At 70.4% G+C, this 14160-nt stretch carries 11 protein-coding genes and 3 pseudogenes; 7 read left to right on the forward strand and 7 right to left on the reverse strand.

Going from position 1 to position 14160, the window contains the following annotated elements:
• Window positions 1–112 precede the first annotated feature (112 nt).
• Window positions 113–915 (forward strand): annotated as a pseudogene (gene ppk2, locus ACIBK0_RS44425) (polyphosphate kinase 2).
• A gap of 5 nt (window positions 916–920) precedes the next feature.
• Here the strand turns inward: ppk2 and ACIBK0_RS44430 are convergent.
• The 3 genes from ACIBK0_RS44430 to ACIBK0_RS44440 are packed head-to-tail and all read right to left on the reverse strand — an operon-like array spanning window position 921 to window position 3797.
• The gene (locus tag ACIBK0_RS44430) at window positions 921–1802 is read right to left on the reverse strand and encodes a universal stress protein (protein ID WP_399093767.1); all 882 of its coding nucleotides are present in this window, start codon (window positions 1800–1802) and stop codon (window positions 921–923) included.
• A 5-nt stretch (window positions 1803–1807) separates the two neighbouring features.
• The gene (gene adhP / locus ACIBK0_RS44435; protein WP_399093770.1) at window positions 1808–2830 is read right to left on the reverse strand and encodes an alcohol dehydrogenase AdhP; all 1023 of its coding nucleotides are present in this window, start codon (window positions 2828–2830) and stop codon (window positions 1808–1810) included.
• A gap of 22 nt (window positions 2831–2852) precedes the next feature.
• Window positions 2853–3797 carry a universal stress protein gene (locus ACIBK0_RS44440; protein WP_399093773.1) on the reverse strand — a complete coding sequence of 315 codons (945 nt, stop codon included), beginning with the start codon at window positions 3795–3797 and terminating at the stop codon, window positions 2853–2855.
• A gap of 280 nt (window positions 3798–4077) precedes the next feature.
• Here ACIBK0_RS44440 and ACIBK0_RS44445 point away from each other — a divergent pair.
• The 5 genes and pseudogenes from ACIBK0_RS44445 to ACIBK0_RS44465 all read left to right on the forward strand — a co-directional run.
• Window positions 4078–4659: pseudogene (locus ACIBK0_RS44445) on the forward strand (CBS domain-containing protein); the annotation flags it as partial.
• A 1034-nt stretch (window positions 4660–5693) separates the two neighbouring features.
• Window positions 5694–6701: an Acg family FMN-binding oxidoreductase gene (locus ACIBK0_RS44450; protein WP_399093776.1), complete on the forward strand. Its 1008-nt coding sequence runs from the start codon at window positions 5694–5696 to the stop codon at window positions 6699–6701.
• A gap of 386 nt (window positions 6702–7087) precedes the next feature.
• Window positions 7088–7213 (forward strand): hypothetical protein, encoded by a 126-nt coding sequence (locus ACIBK0_RS44455; RefSeq protein ID WP_399093779.1) that lies wholly within the window; start codon window positions 7088–7090, stop codon window positions 7211–7213.
• Between the two features lie 30 nt (window positions 7214–7243).
• The gene (locus ACIBK0_RS44460) at window positions 7244–9577 is read left to right on the forward strand and encodes a heavy metal translocating P-type ATPase (RefSeq protein WP_399093782.1); all 2334 of its coding nucleotides are present in this window, start codon (window positions 7244–7246) and stop codon (window positions 9575–9577) included.
• Window positions 9578–9664: 87 nt separating this feature from the next.
• A complete protein-coding gene (locus ACIBK0_RS44465; RefSeq protein WP_399093785.1) occupies window positions 9665–9886 on the forward strand; it encodes a hypothetical protein in 222 nt (73 codons plus the stop codon).
• A gap of 175 nt (window positions 9887–10061) precedes the next feature.
• Here the strand turns inward: ACIBK0_RS44465 and ACIBK0_RS44470 are convergent, their stop codons facing one another.
• Window positions 10062–11105, reverse strand: coding sequence for an Acg family FMN-binding oxidoreductase (locus tag ACIBK0_RS44470; protein WP_399093788.1), 1044 nt, complete (start codon window positions 11103–11105; stop codon window positions 10062–10064).
• A 181-nt stretch (window positions 11106–11286) separates the two neighbouring features.
• Here ACIBK0_RS44470 and ACIBK0_RS44475 point away from each other — a divergent pair, with 181 nt between their 5' ends.
• Entirely contained in the window at window positions 11287–11544 is a 258-nt protein-coding gene (locus ACIBK0_RS44475) for a DUF1876 domain-containing protein (RefSeq protein WP_399093926.1), read from the forward strand.
• Window positions 11545–11575: 31 nt separating this feature from the next.
• Here ACIBK0_RS44475 and ACIBK0_RS44480 read toward each other — a convergent pair whose 3' ends face one another.
• From ACIBK0_RS44480 to ACIBK0_RS44490, 3 genes and pseudogenes are all read right to left on the reverse strand, one after another.
• Window positions 11576–11857 (reverse strand): SHOCT domain-containing protein, encoded by a 282-nt coding sequence (locus tag ACIBK0_RS44480; protein ID WP_399093791.1) that lies wholly within the window; start codon window positions 11855–11857, stop codon window positions 11576–11578.
• An 83-nt stretch (window positions 11858–11940) separates the two neighbouring features.
• A pseudogene (locus ACIBK0_RS44485) lies at window positions 11941–12985 on the reverse strand (universal stress protein).
• A gap of 227 nt (window positions 12986–13212) precedes the next feature.
• Entirely contained in the window at window positions 13213–14088 is an 876-nt protein-coding gene (locus ACIBK0_RS44490) for a universal stress protein (RefSeq protein WP_399093929.1), read from the reverse strand.
• Between the last annotated feature and the right edge of the window lie 72 nt (window positions 14089–14160).

Here is a 14160-nt window from a genome sequence, read left to right on the forward strand (position 1 = left end):
GCCCGCCAGTGGGCGTCCAGGGTGCGCAGTTCCTCATCGGTCAGTACGGTGCTGTCCTGGTGTTCGACCTTGGGCATGGTCACTCCGTAAGTCATCGGGCGGAGGAGGCGGCATGGCCGGCAAGAAGGCGGCGACATTGCCGCTTGCGGCGTACGAGCGGGAGCTGCTGCGTCTGCAGACCGAGCTGGTGAAGCTTCAGGAATGGGTACGGGCCGAGGGCGCCCGGCTCGTGGTGGTCTTCGAGGGACGGGACGCGGCGGGCAAGGGCGGCACGATCAAACGGGTCACGGAACATCTCAACCCGCGGATCGCCCGGACGGTGGCGCTGCCCAAGCCGACCGAGCGCGAGCGCACGCAGTGGTACTCCAGCGGTACGTCGAGCATCTGCCCGCGGCCGGGGAGATCGTGCTGTTCGACCGCAGCTGGTACAACCGGGCCGGTGTCGAGCATGTGATGGGCTTCTGTACCAAGGAGGAGCATCAGCTCTTTCTGCGTCAATGCCCGATCTTCGAGCGGATGCTCGTGGAGGAGGGCATTCTGCTGCGCAAGTACTGGTTCTCGGTGAGCGACGCCGTGCAACAGGACCGGTTCCGGCGCCGTCTGAAGGATCCGACGCGGCGCTGGAAGCTCTCCCCGATGGACCTGGAATCGATCACTCGTTGGGAGGCGTACTCCCGGGCGAAGGACGCGATGCTGATGCACACCGACATCTCGGAGGCCCCGTGGTTCGTCGTCGAGAGCGACGACAAGCGCCGGGCCCGGCTGAACATGATCGCCCACCTGCTCGGCTCCGTTCCGTACCAGGAGGTGCCGCCGCCGGTTCTGGAGCTGCCGCCACGGCCGCCGTCGACCCGCTACGTGCGCCCGCCGCGCGATCTGCAGACCTACGTCCCCGATCACGCGGCGAGCCTCTGAGCCGCTCATACCTGTTGAGGTACGACGGCGACCGGGCACGCGGAGTGATGCAGGACCGCGTGCGCGACCCGGCCGAGCTGAAGCCCGAAGTGGCCCTCGCGTCGGCGCGCGCCGACGACGAGCAGATCGGCGTCGGCAGATGCGTCCAGCAACACCCGGCGGGCAGTTCCCTCCACGGTGCGTCGGCGCAGATCCACGGACGGATGATCCGCCGCGGCCTCGCTCAGCGCCGACTCCAGGATCTCCACCGCACGCTGCTCGTGCAGACGAGCGGGTTCTCCCGTGAGCAACGGGTGGTCCGTGGTCTCGTGCGCGGGACAGCGCCAGGCTCGTACGGCGTGCAGAGCGGCTCTGCGGACCTCCGCCTCCTGGAAGGCGAAGCGCGCGGCCGCCGAGGTGTGCGAGTCCTCGCCGACTCCGAGGACGACTCTCCGGTGCGTCCCAGCCCTTGCCTGGTTGTCGTGGCTGCCTCGGAGCACGATCACCGGACAGGCGGCGCGGGCAGCGACTGCGAGACTCACCGAGCCGAGCAGCATCTCGGCCATGCCACTGCGCCCACGGGATCCGAGGACCAGCGCGTCGGCACTGTGCCCCTCCCTCAGCAGCATGCTCACGGCGTCGTCGGGCAGGACCTCGGTGGAGATCTTCACGCCGACGTTGCGACAGTGGGCGCGCTTGGCGGCGGCTTCGACGATGTTGTCGGCCATGACCTGCTCCGAGGACCTGCCCAGCCCCTCGGCGAGGGCCGCACCTTCGTAGCGCTCCCACAGCGAGGCGTAGACCAGTCGCAGCGGTACCCCACGCAGGTCGGCCTCGTCCGTCGCCCAGTCCACGGCGCGCAGGCTCGACCCGGATCCGTCGACGCCCACGACCAGCGGCAGCTCCACGCTCTTCACCTTCCTTCACCGAAGTCGAAGACGATCCGGGCCTTGACCTCGCCGCGCAGCACTTCGTCGATCGACTCGTTGACCGAGGCCAGGGGCCGGGATTCCCGAATGACCCTGGTCCGGCCCGCCGCGTGCAGGTGGAACACCTCGGCCAGGTCCTGCCGCGTACCGACGATGGAGCCGATCACCGACGTGCCGTTCAGCACGGTGTCGAAGATCGGCACGGGGATCGTTCCGTGGGCCGGCAGGGCGACCATCACAAGCTTTCCGCCGCGCCGCAACCCGGAGTACGCCGCGGAGAAGGCGGCCTCGTTGACGGCGAGCGCGATGGCGGCATGGGCACCGCCGTACCTCTTGAGCACCTCGCCCGGGTCGTCCTTACGGGCGTCGATCACGAAGTCGGCGCCGAGTTCCGCGGCCAGCTCGAGTTTCTCGTCGGTGACGTCGATCGCGGCCACGGCGGCCCCGACGATCTTCGCGTACTGGACCGCCAGATGGCCCAGCCCTCCCACACCCGAGATGGCGACAAGCTGGGTGGGCCGGACGTCGGCGACCTTGAGCGCCTTGTACGTCGTGACACCGGCGCAGGTGAGCGGGGCCGCATCGAGGGGGGAGATCCCGTCGGGCACCGGCTGGGCGAAGTCGGCCCACGCCAGCATCTTCTCGGCGTACCCGCCGTCGCAGCCGTACCCGGTGTTGATCTGCTGCTCGCACAACGTCTCCCAGCCGGAGAGACAGTGCTCGCACCGTCCGCAGGCCTGGCCCAGCCAGGGCACCGCGACGCGCTGCCCCAGTTCAAGGTGCGTGACCCCGTCGCCCAGGGCCTCGACGAGGCCGACGCCTTCGTGGCCGGGCACGAACGGCGGGTTCGGCTTTACCGGCCAGTCGCCGTGCGCGGCGTGGATGTCGGTGTGGCACAGCCCGGAGGCCTCCACCCGGATGCGGACCTGGCCGGGGCCTGGCTCGGGGACCGTGCGCTCCTCAATGACCAGGGGCTCGCCGAATGCTCGTACCACTGCTGCCTTCATGGGGATGTGTCTCCTCGGGTGATCATTCGTGCGGGACGACGGCGACAGGGGCGGTGGCAAGGTGCATTACGGCATGGGTGACGGGCCCGATGTGGACGCCGAGCGGGGCGCGGCGGATGCGGCGGCCGACGACGACGAGGGACGCCTCGCGCGAGGCGTCCACAAGGTGATCGGCCGCCTTTCCGGACAGGGAGTCCTCGACGATCTCCACGGCCGGGAACTTCTGCCGCCAGGGACGCAGCACTTCGGTCACGGCGGCGGCCTCGTTAGCGGCGATCCGGGCGTTCATTTCGAGATCCGGGGGCAAGCCGTACGCGATATAGGGCGGCTCGTTCCAGTCGTGGACGACACGTAGCGAGGTACCCCGCAGGAGAGCCGCCTCGAAGGCGAAGCCGATCACGGCGTCGTCCGGGTTCGCGGCGTCGAGCCCCAGAACGAGGGGCTGGAAGGGGGCCGAAGCCGAAGGGACGCCGGCCGGGTCCATCCTGTGCTCGTCGGCGGCCTGTTCTCCGGCGCGTACGAGGACGACGGGGCGCTCGGCATGTGCCACGACGGCCAGGCCGACGGAGCCGACCATGAAACCGCCCACTCCGCTCAGGCCACGGGAACCGAGAACCAGCAGCTCGGCGTCCTTCGCGGCGCCCGGCAGCACCTCTGCGGGCCGCCCCGAGAGTTGCTCCATGACTACTTCGACCCCTGGGTGGCGCATCCGGATTCCGTCGGCCGCTTCGCGAGGGATCCTCCCCCAGCCTTCGGCCGGGGGTGCCCCCATCTCGCTTCGCTCGCTCCAGTGCTGCTGCGTCTCGGCCCCGAGGAGCGGCGCCTGCGCCATCGGCTCCGGTACCGGCTCCCAGACGTGAACCACCTTCAACGGCAGTCCGCGGAGCTTCGCCTCACGGGCCGCCCATTCGGCAGCGGCCCGGCTCTCGGGCGAGCCGTCGAGGCCTACGGTGACGGTGCGGGTCATGGTCTCCACCTTCTGAATCGGGCGATCCGATTCCAGCGTCGTGTCGTGGGGGCTCGTGGTGCAGGGGCCGCAGGTCCCCGGAAGGGACCGATCGGCCCTATGGACCTGCGGCCGGCGCGGGAGGACGGAACCCTGTCCCGGTGCCGCCCTCCCGTCCATGGTCGGCGCAGCCAGCCGTTGTTCCGGACGAACGGCAGCTTGGCCCAGAGCTTGCCGACGCCCAGGGTGTCGCCCGCCGAGGCCAACGCCAGGGCGATGAGGACGACGGCATAGACGAGGTGAGTGGAAGGTCAATGCCGTTCCCGTATTGGAGGGCGACGGCCGGGTGATCGGTCTCGTCTCCGAGGCCGACCTGCTGCCCAAGGAAGAGTTCCGCAACAGCGACCCGGACCGCTTCACGCAATTGCGCCGCCTGTCCGACCTCGCCAAGGCGGGGGCGGTGACCGCCACGGAACCGATGTCTTCCCCGGCCGTCACGGTGCACGGCGACGCCACCCTTGCCCAGGCCGCGCGCATCATGGCCCAACGCCAGGTCAAGCGGCTGCCGGTCATCGACAACGAAGGCATACTCAAAGGCATCGTCAGCCGAGCGGATCTCTTGAAAGTCTTCCTGCGATCGGACGAGGACATCGCCGAAGAGATCCGCCACGAGGTGGTCGCGTACGTCTTCCCCGGTCCAGAGGAACCGGTACGCGTGCAGGTCGCCGACGGCGTGGTCACCCTGACCGGGCAGTCCGACGACCCCTCGATCCGGTCGGTGGCCACCCGTCCGGTTCGGGCTGTCGAGGGCGTGGTGGACGTGAAGTGGCAGCTTTCCGGGGACTCCGACACTCAACACGCTGCAAGGGCTGAATCGCGTTGAAGCACCATGCCGACCGCAAGCCGACGATACGTCGTCGGCCCGACAACTCCTCGACGAGCTGCGCCGCATCGAATTGAGACGAGGCCATGCTCGATCACTGACTTCGTGCTCAGACGTGCCGCACGCGGCGATCGTCCCGGTACCCGTCTTCGTTTTCTGTCAGCCGGTCGTCCTACGCCACTTGGGTGCGATCCGTTCCCATTCCGCGTCCCACAGCCGCATACGACACCGGTCCACGCAGACGCGTGCGAGCCGTCCACAGGCCAGCACCGCGACCCCGCCGCTCAGCCCAACGAGCCCGCCGGTGAAAGCCCCCCGCAATCGCGCCTCCGACTCGGTGACCGGCTTCGAAACCAACTCACCTGTGCGGTCCGTCCACACGGTGACCGTGGTGCCGGCCGGGCTCGGCCCTTGTCCTGCCCGTGTGCGTCGTACCGTCCATGGCTGTCCAACGCACCTGCGCCCACACGTTGCCATCACTCTTGAAACCGGACGGCGACACTCGGGCGCTCTTTGGAGCGCTCTCGGTCAGAGCAGCAGCAAGCAGCCGCAACTCGGCGCGCTGCCCGGCAAGGTCGTGTTCCACGGACGCTGCCGTCGCCTGGCCTGCGAGCGCGCCCACCAGAAGGACGAATGCCCAGGTGGCAAGTATGATCCAGGCCTCAACGCAATCACTGTGACGCCGAAGCGGATTGCGCCGCCAACGCCATAACCGCACCCGCGTCACCTTCGTACGACGTGTACTCGCCATCGGTGGACACCCCCTTCCCCGTACCGACAGCACCCTCGGTTGTGTGCTGCCAGGAACGTCCCACCGTCGCCCGACACGCCGGAAGGGGCCGACCAGGCACTCCCGCGGGGACCTCCAGGCCAAGCTCCGGAGCGAAAGGGACCACTCGGCAGGGGTCTGTGCAGCGAGATGGCCGCCCAGCCCCTCATTGGGTCCGGACGGCCCCTCGCTGAGCGCTACTCACGTCCGCACGCTGAGGGCATTCGCACTCTCCACAGCGCACACCGTCCAGGAAGAGGTCCTCATGTCCGCGACATATCTGGACCCGTCAACGTTGGAGAAGCTGATCTCGGCCGCCATCGCGGCGCCGTCGATGCACAACACGCAGCCCTGGCGTTTCCGTCTCGAACCCGACTCGTCCACCATGGAGATCCACGCCATCGCCGAGCGGGGACTGCCGCACGAGGATCCGCACGGCCGGGCCCTGCACATCGCGGCCGGTGCGGCCCTGTTCAACCTGCGGGTCGCGGTGACCCACTTCGGATGGAAGCCGGTAACCCGGTTGCTCCCGGCTCCCCACGACCCCGGTCTGCTCGCCTCGGTGCACATAACTCAGCGCGCCGGCCCCCGTGCAGTCCATGGCGCAGACCTGTACGAGTCGATCTGGCGCAGGCACAGCAGCCGATTCCCCTTCTCCGACGAGCGGCTTCCCGGCTCCGTCCTCCGCGAACTCGCCGAGGCCGCCCATACCGAAGGTGCCACGCTCATCGTGCCCGAACCACACGAGACGGCACGGCTGTTGCGGGTCACTGCCGACGCAGAGCACCGCAATCGCGCCGACGCGGACCGCAGCGCGGAAAGCCGCCGGTGGGCGAGCCGGGACGAGTTCGAGAACACGGGAATTCCTTCCTCCGCACTCGGCCCTCAAGACGCCTTCGAACAGCTGCCCATGCGCGACTTCACCGCGCGACGGTCCGTGGAGCAGCTGCCGTCCCGGCCGTTTGAACGGACGCCCACGCTCGCGTCACTCAGCACCGGCCACGACCGGCGCACCGATTGGCTGCGCGCCGGACAGGCACTTCAGCACGTCCTGCTCGTGGCGACGGCGCACCGGTTGCGTACGTCGCTCCTGCATCAGGCACTTGAATGGCCCGACCTACGGAACGACCTACGCAGCGCGACAGCGCCCTTCGATCCCGTTCAGATGCTCATCCGGTTCGGATACGGCCCAGAAGGACCTACTACACCTCGCCGTATGCCATCCCTGTTCCTGGACCTCGACGGAACCGCCGCTTCGGACGATCCGAACTGACCCATCCAGCGGTCGGACAGGCCACGGACGCGGCACTGGCCGCGGCCCCCGCCGGCTCCGTGACGTTGTGGATGGTGCACTCCCTGCAACCCGACCACCTCCATGGGAGTCACCACCGTTTCGATGGGCAGCAAGTCATCGAAACGGACGGCTACCTGATTGCGCGGTTGCCGATGCGTCCCTCGGACCACCCAAACAGAGCCGGATGGCCCCCACGAGCGCGCCATCCGGCCGTCGCGCCGGAGGCCGTCGGGCCACCACCCTGGAAGTAAGAGAAGGGGAGCACGTCCGCGGCTGTCGGACCCTGTCCCAGCCTGCCGCGCCGACACACGAGGTGTGCCATGACCGGACCTGTTGTGGTCGCATTCGACAGATCCCCCGCAAGCATGACGGCCGCGAGGTGGGCCGCCGACGAGGCCTTGGAGAGGCGCCTGCCCATGCTCCTGCTCCGTTCCTGCGCCTCCGCGGCCCTCCTCGAACACAGCGCGAGCGCATACGTACCGTACGACTGAGGTGCCGTCGGTGCTCCAGTGAGGACTGCCATGGACCGCTTCATCCCGCGAGAACCGCTGCGCCATCTGGTCACGGTGCTGTCCCTTCCTTCGAAGCTGGAACCGGTTCTCCTGACCGTCACGGCCGCCGCCTTGACGGCCGGAGGCGTCTTCTGGCTCCTCGGTGCTGCCGACCTTGCCGACCTGTGCTGGGGACTCGGTACCGTCGTGGCCGTCGCGCCCGCGGTCGGCTGGGTGCTGGACGCGCTACGGCACGGCCACGCGGGTGTGGACCTGATCGCGGTCCTGGCGCTCGGCGGCACCCTGGCAGTGGGCGAGTACCTGGCAGGTGCCCTGATCGCGCTGATGCTCGCCACCGGTCGCACACTCGAGGCCGCGGCCCAGCGGCGCGCCTCCCACGACCTGCGGGCGTTGCTGGAACACGCGCCGCGCACCGCCCGCCGTCGCATCGGCACCGAGGTGCGTACGGTGTCGCTGGCCGAGGTGGTCGTCGGGGATCTGCTCGTCGTCGGTCCGGGCGAGGTCGTCCCCGTCGACGGGCGCGTGGTCGGCGGCACGGCCGTACTCGACGAATCGGTGCTGACCGGAGAATCCCGGAGCGTGGAGCGCGCGGCGGGTCAGACGGTGCGCAGCGGTGTGGTCAACGCGGGTAGCGCCTTCGAGATGCGGGCCTCGGCGACCGAACAGGAGAGCACGTACGCCGAGATCGTGCGGCTGGCCCGGCAGGCCGGAGCGGAATCCGCTCCCGTGGTGCGGCTGGCCGACCGCTACGCCGCCTGGTTCCTGGCCCTGTCCGTGGCAGCGGCGGGGCTCGCCTGGCTGATCAGCGGCTCCGCCGTACGAGCGGTGGCGGTCCTGGTGGTCGCCACTCCGTGCCCCCTGCTGCTCGCGGCACCGGTGGCCATCGTCTCGGGTCTGTCGCGGGCATCCCGCCTCGGGGTGGTGATCCGTGACGGCGGCGCACTGGAGAATCTCGGCCGGGCCCGGACCCTTCTGCTCGACAAGACCGGCACCCTCACCGGCGGCCGTCCGCGCGTGCTCGACGTGTTCGCGGCGCCGGGCTGGACACCGGCAGAGGTACTACGCTCGGCCGCCTCGCTCGACCAGTACTCCCCGCACGTCCTGGCACGGGCCATCGTCGACGCGGCCCGCGAGCGCGGATTCGATCTGACCGTGCCCGAGGACGTGTCGGAGGAGCCCGGCCGGGGCGCCACCGGCACCGTCGGCGGACGCAGGACGACCATCGGCCGCGTCGACACCCACGACGAAAGCCCGACGTGGGCCCGTGCGGCCGACAACCGCGCCCTCCTCGACGGGGCGGCCGTCGCCTGGCTCACCGTCGACGGCCACCCCGCCGGTGCCGTCCTCCTGCGCGATCCGCTGCGCCACGACGCGCCCCGGACCCTGCGCCGTCTGCGTGCGGCGGGCATCGAGCGGCTCGTGATGCTCACCGGCGACCGGCCCGAGCCCGCGCGCGAGGTCGCTGCCGTACTCGGTCTCGACGACGTGCGCGCCGAGCTCGCCCCGGCGGACAAGGTCGCCGCCGTGCGCGCCGAGCGGGCCCGTGCGGTCACCGTGATGGTGGGCGACGGCGTGAACGACGCCCCGGCGCTCGCCGCCGCGGATGTCGGTGTGGCCATGGGCGCGCGCGGCTCCACGGCCTCCTCCGAGGCCGCCGACATCGTCCTGACCACCGACCGGGTGGACCGTCTGGCCGACGCCGTCGGCATCGCCGTACGCTCGCGGCGCATCGCCGTGCAGAGCGCGCTCGGCGGCATGGTGATGTCGCTCGCGGCCATGGTCGCGGCCGCCTTCGGTCTGCTCCCTCCGGCCGTCGGCGCCCTGCTCCAGGAGGGCATCGACGTCGTGGTGATCCTGAACGCGCTGCGTGCCCTGCGCGTCGACCACGCGACAGCACTGCCGCTCGAACCCGCCACGGAGGCGCTCATCCACCGGTTCGCCGCCGAGCACGACGATCTTCAGGATGTCCTCGAAGCCGTACGCGATGCCGCCGATCGCCTCTCGGACAGCCCCGGGCCAAAAGCGCTGGCCTCGGTGGGAGAGGCGCACCGGCTGCTCACCGAGCGTCTGTTGCCGCACGAGTACGCCGAGGAGCACCAGCTCTATCCCGCACTCGCGCCCGCCCTCGGTGGACCCGAGTCGACCGCCACCATGAGCCGGGCTCATGCCGAGATCGAACGACTGGCCCGGCGCATCGCCATGCACCTCACGCTCGCCGACGCCGCCGGCGGTCCGGCACCCGAACAGCTCGACGATCTGCGTGCCTGTCTCTACGGGCTGCACACCGTGCTGCGGCTGCACTTCACGCAGGAGGAGGAGAACTACTTCTCCCTCGCGCCGTGAGCAGCCCTGGACCAGCGCGGGCGGCAACGGGCTGCAGGTGCACGCCGTCGGCCCCTCGATCGGCATTGAGCTCGGCATGCTCGGCGGATGCATGTGACCGCCGGCCCTCGTCCCCGGCCGGCTGCGCACCGCGGGGCACGCGGTGCGCAGGCCTGGGCCGTGGGCGGGTGGACCACGCTGCTCTCCAGGGACGGCGGCCTGGTCGCGATCCTGCGCGACCGCGTCGTCCTCGCGGTCTTCGCGACCGTGCTCCTCACCCTCGCGTCGCTGGCCCTGCGGCACCGGCTCACGGCCGGTGAGGCGTGCTGAGGCCCAGTCAACTCCCTTGGCTACAGTGGATCTTACGAGGCCGAACGGTCCTTCCGGCTCCCGCTGGACGGCCTACGGCGAGTGCCGTACGGCCACCGGTCCGTGGTGCGAACGCGCCCCGACGCCCCTCCCGCGAGTGGGCGTCAGGGCCGTCCACGCTCGCCGACGAGACGGTTCACGAGGGTCGGGAATCTCTCGTCGTGAGCACCTCTTCGACAGGGCGTCGGGGCAGAGGGCGGATGCATGGCGGGTACCCGAGGCGAAGAATCATCTGCGGGAACTCTCCCATGGTCAGCGTCCGGCGGATCTGTGCCTTGAGAGGCGGGAGTTCGAGAGGCTGCGTGTGGAAGGCCGCCATGACCCCGTGGGCTGCCGCGTACAGTAGGACGCGCTCCAGGGCCTGACCGGCCCGTAGCCAGTCCGGTCGGTCGTCGCGGTCCGTGCTCATCACGGCGACCGGTCCCGTCCGCGCGGGCCACCGACGGGGTGGCGCGGGGAACATCCGGGTGAGACCCAAGTAGTCCCGTCCGACGAGCGACGTGCAGTCCGGGCGCATGACGTCCGCGTCGGCGGGAACCCCGTCGGTCCGCGGCGGTGCGATTCCCCAGGTCCACCGGGACTGCTCGGCGGCATACCCCGGATCGGTCCGGCGGGCGTCTTCGCCGGCCCGGACCAGCTCGGCCAGATGCTGTCGACTCGTGGTGTCGTCGAGGCAGTGCAGGGTGGCGCCCTCACGGCGGGCCTGCTCACGCAACTCGTCGATCAGGGAGGAGGGCAGCGGCTGCGCCAGGAACGGCCCGCACACGGTTTGCCGCCTGCGCAGAGCACCGTACATGCGTTGCTCGTCGTGGCTGGGCCGACCGTAGGCCCCCCAGGTCACCTGGGCGAGGAAGGACGAGTCCTGCGGGTGCGGGAAGGGCCGGACAACCGGGGTGAAGCCCAGATGCCGCATGGCGAGGCGAACGTTGAACAGGGCCGCGCCGCAGCTGATGACCGCTTCCCGGCCGTACGGATCGGTGAGCGGGAGTCGGCGGGTGAGGTCCGCGTGCAACTCGATGCCCTTGTCCTGTTCCTCCGCGACGAAGGCCCAGGGCTGCGTGTTGTACACCGAGGGCGCGGTGACGGCCGCGCGGACCAAATAGGAGGACGCATGGCTGGGGCGTACGCCGACGACGGTCATGAGCGAAGCCGCCCTTTCTGGAGAGCTTCCTTCCTTCATGGTCCTCCTCTCCCACTGGTGCGGGGGATGGGCCGCATGTGCCCCGCCCGGACCGAGCGGCCCGTGCCGGATGACCGCACGGCCGAGCCACGGCCGGAGGAAGCCGTTCGGCTCTGGACCGGCCACGGTGAGCGGCGCAGGCTGGGAAGTAGTGAGGAACCCGCGCACGGAAGTGATCACGATGGAAGCCAAGCAGTGGACCGTGCAGATCTACATCTCGGAGGAAGGCGACGACACGCACGCGCGTGCCGTGCTGACCACCCGCGACACATCGACCGTCACGGGCAGGGGCGTGGCCCGGCGCAATCCGATCGACCGGCCCATCCCCGAGATCGGCGACGAACTCGCCGCCAGCCGTGCCCTGGAGGACCTCGCCATCCGGCTGCACGATGTGGCTGCCGACGACATCGTGCAGTTGGCAGGCCCTGTCGCACCATGATTGCGCCTCCTCACCATCAGGGTCAGGACGATCAAGGTCGGGGCGAGTGCTCGGTCCGGCCGGAGTTGTCCGCTGTCAGGACGGCCATCCGGCGCCGGTACTCGTCCTCGTCGATCTCTCCGCGGGCGAACCGCTCGGCGAGCAGCTGTTCGGGGGTGACCTCGGAGCGAGGGGGGTTCGTGCCCCTGGGACCGCGGTTCACGGTGCGGAAGAGCAGGACGGCGATGGCAACCAGCAGTGCCCAGAAGACGATGGAGCTCAAGGACATGGCGAACCAGCCCCAGCCGCTCATGTCATGTGTGTTCCAGTACATCTCGGATCACTTCCTCGGATCTTGAGTGCCGGTGCGCGGTAGCGCCCGGGGCCCGTCCGGCACCGGCGCCGGGCGAACGCCCGTCAGTCGTGCGGGACCAGCGCGACCGGGCGGTTCACGTGGTGGATCAGCGCGTGGGCGACCGGGCCGGTGTGCGGGCCGAACCGCGGTACGACGCCTGCGATGGCCCACCACCAGCAGGCCCGCCCCCTGTGCGGCCCGTACGAGGACATGGGCCGGGCGCCCTTCGTAGAGGGTCTCTCGGACGAACACGGCGGGGAACTTCTCACGCCACGGGTCGAGCAGCGCCGTCAGCTCCCGCTGCGTCACCTCCCTCATCCGTGCGTGCTCCTCGGCGTCGGGGATGCGCACGTCCGAGGCCTTGCCCTCCGCCACCGACTCCAGGACCTCCACGTCGGGGTACTTGTCGCGCCACACCTGGAGTACGCCGGACAGGAAACCCAGCCATTCGTCCGCCCGCTGGGGGCCGTCCACCAGGCCGACATCGCCGGGGCCGAGGCCGAGCGGGGACGGCGCCTGCCAGGCGTGCACGGCCCTCAGCCGTGCGTGACGCAGCCGGGCCGCCTCGAAGGCGAACCTGATCACCTCGTCGCACGCGTCGCCGAGATCGATGCCGAACACAACGTCGCGGTAGCCGCTGCTCGTGGACGCGCTCCCGTCGGCTGCCGGGAGGTGTTCGCCCTCCGCTAGCTCACCCGCTCGTACGAGGACCACGGGACGCGTGGCCCGCGCCACCGCGTCCAGGGCGACCGAACCCACGAGGAATCCCGTGAAGCCGCTCAGTCCGCGCGAGCCCAGTACCAGCAGGTCGGCCCGCTCGGCCGCCGTCAACAGGGCCGTGGCCGCCGGGCCCTCGACCTGCTCGTCGTACGGACGGACGCCGGGGCACGCGGCGCGGACACGTTCCTCTGCCCGACGAAGGGCACGTAGGGCCAGATGGCGCTGGGCGGCGTTCGCGATCTCGCCGTCCGTCTGGCGGGGGTGCCAGTTCCAGGCGTGCACCAGACGCAGTGGTCGATCACGACGCACGGCCTCGTGGGCCGCCCACTCGGCAGCGGCCAGACTCTCGGCCGATCCATCGACTCCGACGGCAACGGGCAGAAGCATGACGCGCACCTCCGGCGCTCGGTCCACTCCTCGGTACAAGCGTGGCGCTGTGCCCGACGCACGGGCAGGGGCTACAGGTCCTCGCCGAGGACCGTCCGGCCCATGCTTGGCGGCGTGCACCCTCGGCCAGGTCGGTGATCACCCGTCTCGAAGCTCGGTTCGGGTGGCCGCGCCGTGCGGAAGTGGACGGTCACGGGCGCTCCTCCCACACGTCGGCCGTCGGCCGATCACACTCGCTGCGGCACGATCGCCACCGGGCACTCCGCGTGGTGCAGCAGCGTGTGCCCCACCCGGCCGATCTGCAGGCCGAAGTGGCCCTGCCTGCGCGGGGCTCCGACGATCACGAGGTCGGCGGCGGCCGAGCGGTTCAGGAGCACCGCGCGGGCCGGTCCTTCGACCGTCGTGCGACGTACCCGGACACCCGGGTGGTCGACCATCGCATCGTGGAGCAGCGTGTCGAGCAGGGCGGACGCCCGCTCCTCATAGGGGCGCGTTGGTTCGTCGGCCGTCGCGGGGTGGTCGGTGCTCTCGTGCGCCGGACGGCGCCAGGCGCGTACGACATCCAGGGTGCACGCGCGGGCCTCGGCCTCGTCGAAGGCGAACCGTACGGCCTCACCGCTCGTGGCGGGGTCTCCCGCGCCGAGCAGGATCCGCTCGTGCGTGCCGGCCAGGCCGGCCTTGTCGCCACGGACCACGATCACGGGGCAGTGCGCGCGTGCGGCCACGGCCAGGCCGACCGAGCCGAGCAGCAAGCCCTTCAGCTCTCCGCGACCACGCGATCCCGTCACGAGGACGGCGGCGTTGTTGCCCTCGCGCAGGAGGGCGGACGCCGCTTCCTCGGGGACGATGTCGGTGGAGACCTTCACGTCCGGATTGCGCCGTCGGGCGCGTTCCGCCGCCGAGCCGACGATGTGCTCAGCCATCACGCGCTCGGACGGGCGCTCCAGGCCGCTCGCCGGTGTGGCACCTTCGTAGCGCTCCCAGCGGGAGCCGTACACCAGGCGCAGTGGCAGACCGCGCCGGGCCGCCTCGTCCACCGTCCAGTCGACCGCCAGGAGGCTGGAATCCGATCCGTCGACGCCCACGACCAGGGGGAGCTCCATCTTCCCCACCGCCTTTCGTCGGGCTGCCACGACGTGCAGCACAAGGTTCACCCTCACGGTCGCACTGGATGC

The organism is Streptomyces sp. NPDC050564, assembly GCF_044457265.1.
Classification (GTDB): Bacteria; Actinomycetota; Actinomycetes; order Streptomycetales; family Streptomycetaceae; genus Streptomyces.

Excerpts from the sequence above, each read along its gene's own strand:
- adhP (WP_399093770.1), bottom strand. The coding sequence starts at position 2,830 with ATGAAGGCAGCAGTGGTACGAGCATTCGGCGAGCCCCTGGTCATTGAG.
- ACIBK0_RS44440 (WP_399093773.1), bottom strand. The coding sequence starts at position 3,797 with ATGACCCGCACCGTCACCGTAGGCCTCGACGGCTCGCCCGAGAGCCGG.
- ACIBK0_RS44450 (WP_399093776.1), top strand. The coding sequence starts at position 5,694 with ATGTCCGCGACATATCTGGACCCGTCAACGTTGGAGAAGCTGATCTCG.
- ACIBK0_RS44455 (WP_399093779.1), top strand. The coding sequence starts at position 7,088 with ATGACGGCCGCGAGGTGGGCCGCCGACGAGGCCTTGGAGAGGCGCCTG.
- ACIBK0_RS44460 (WP_399093782.1), top strand. The coding sequence starts at position 7,244 with ATGGACCGCTTCATCCCGCGAGAACCGCTGCGCCATCTGGTCACGGTG.
- ACIBK0_RS44465 (WP_399093785.1), top strand. The coding sequence starts at position 9,665 with ATGCATGTGACCGCCGGCCCTCGTCCCCGGCCGGCTGCGCACCGCGGG.
- ACIBK0_RS44470 (WP_399093788.1), bottom strand. The coding sequence starts at position 11,105 with ATGAAGGAAGGAAGCTCTCCAGAAAGGGCGGCTTCGCTCATGACCGTC.
- ACIBK0_RS44475 (WP_399093926.1), top strand. The coding sequence starts at position 11,287 with ATGGAAGCCAAGCAGTGGACCGTGCAGATCTACATCTCGGAGGAAGGC.
- ACIBK0_RS44480 (WP_399093791.1), bottom strand. The coding sequence starts at position 11,857 with ATGTACTGGAACACACATGACATGAGCGGCTGGGGCTGGTTCGCCATG.
- ACIBK0_RS44490 (WP_399093929.1), bottom strand. The coding sequence starts at position 14,088 with ATGGAGCTCCCCCTGGTCGTGGGCGTCGACGGATCGGATTCCAGCCTC.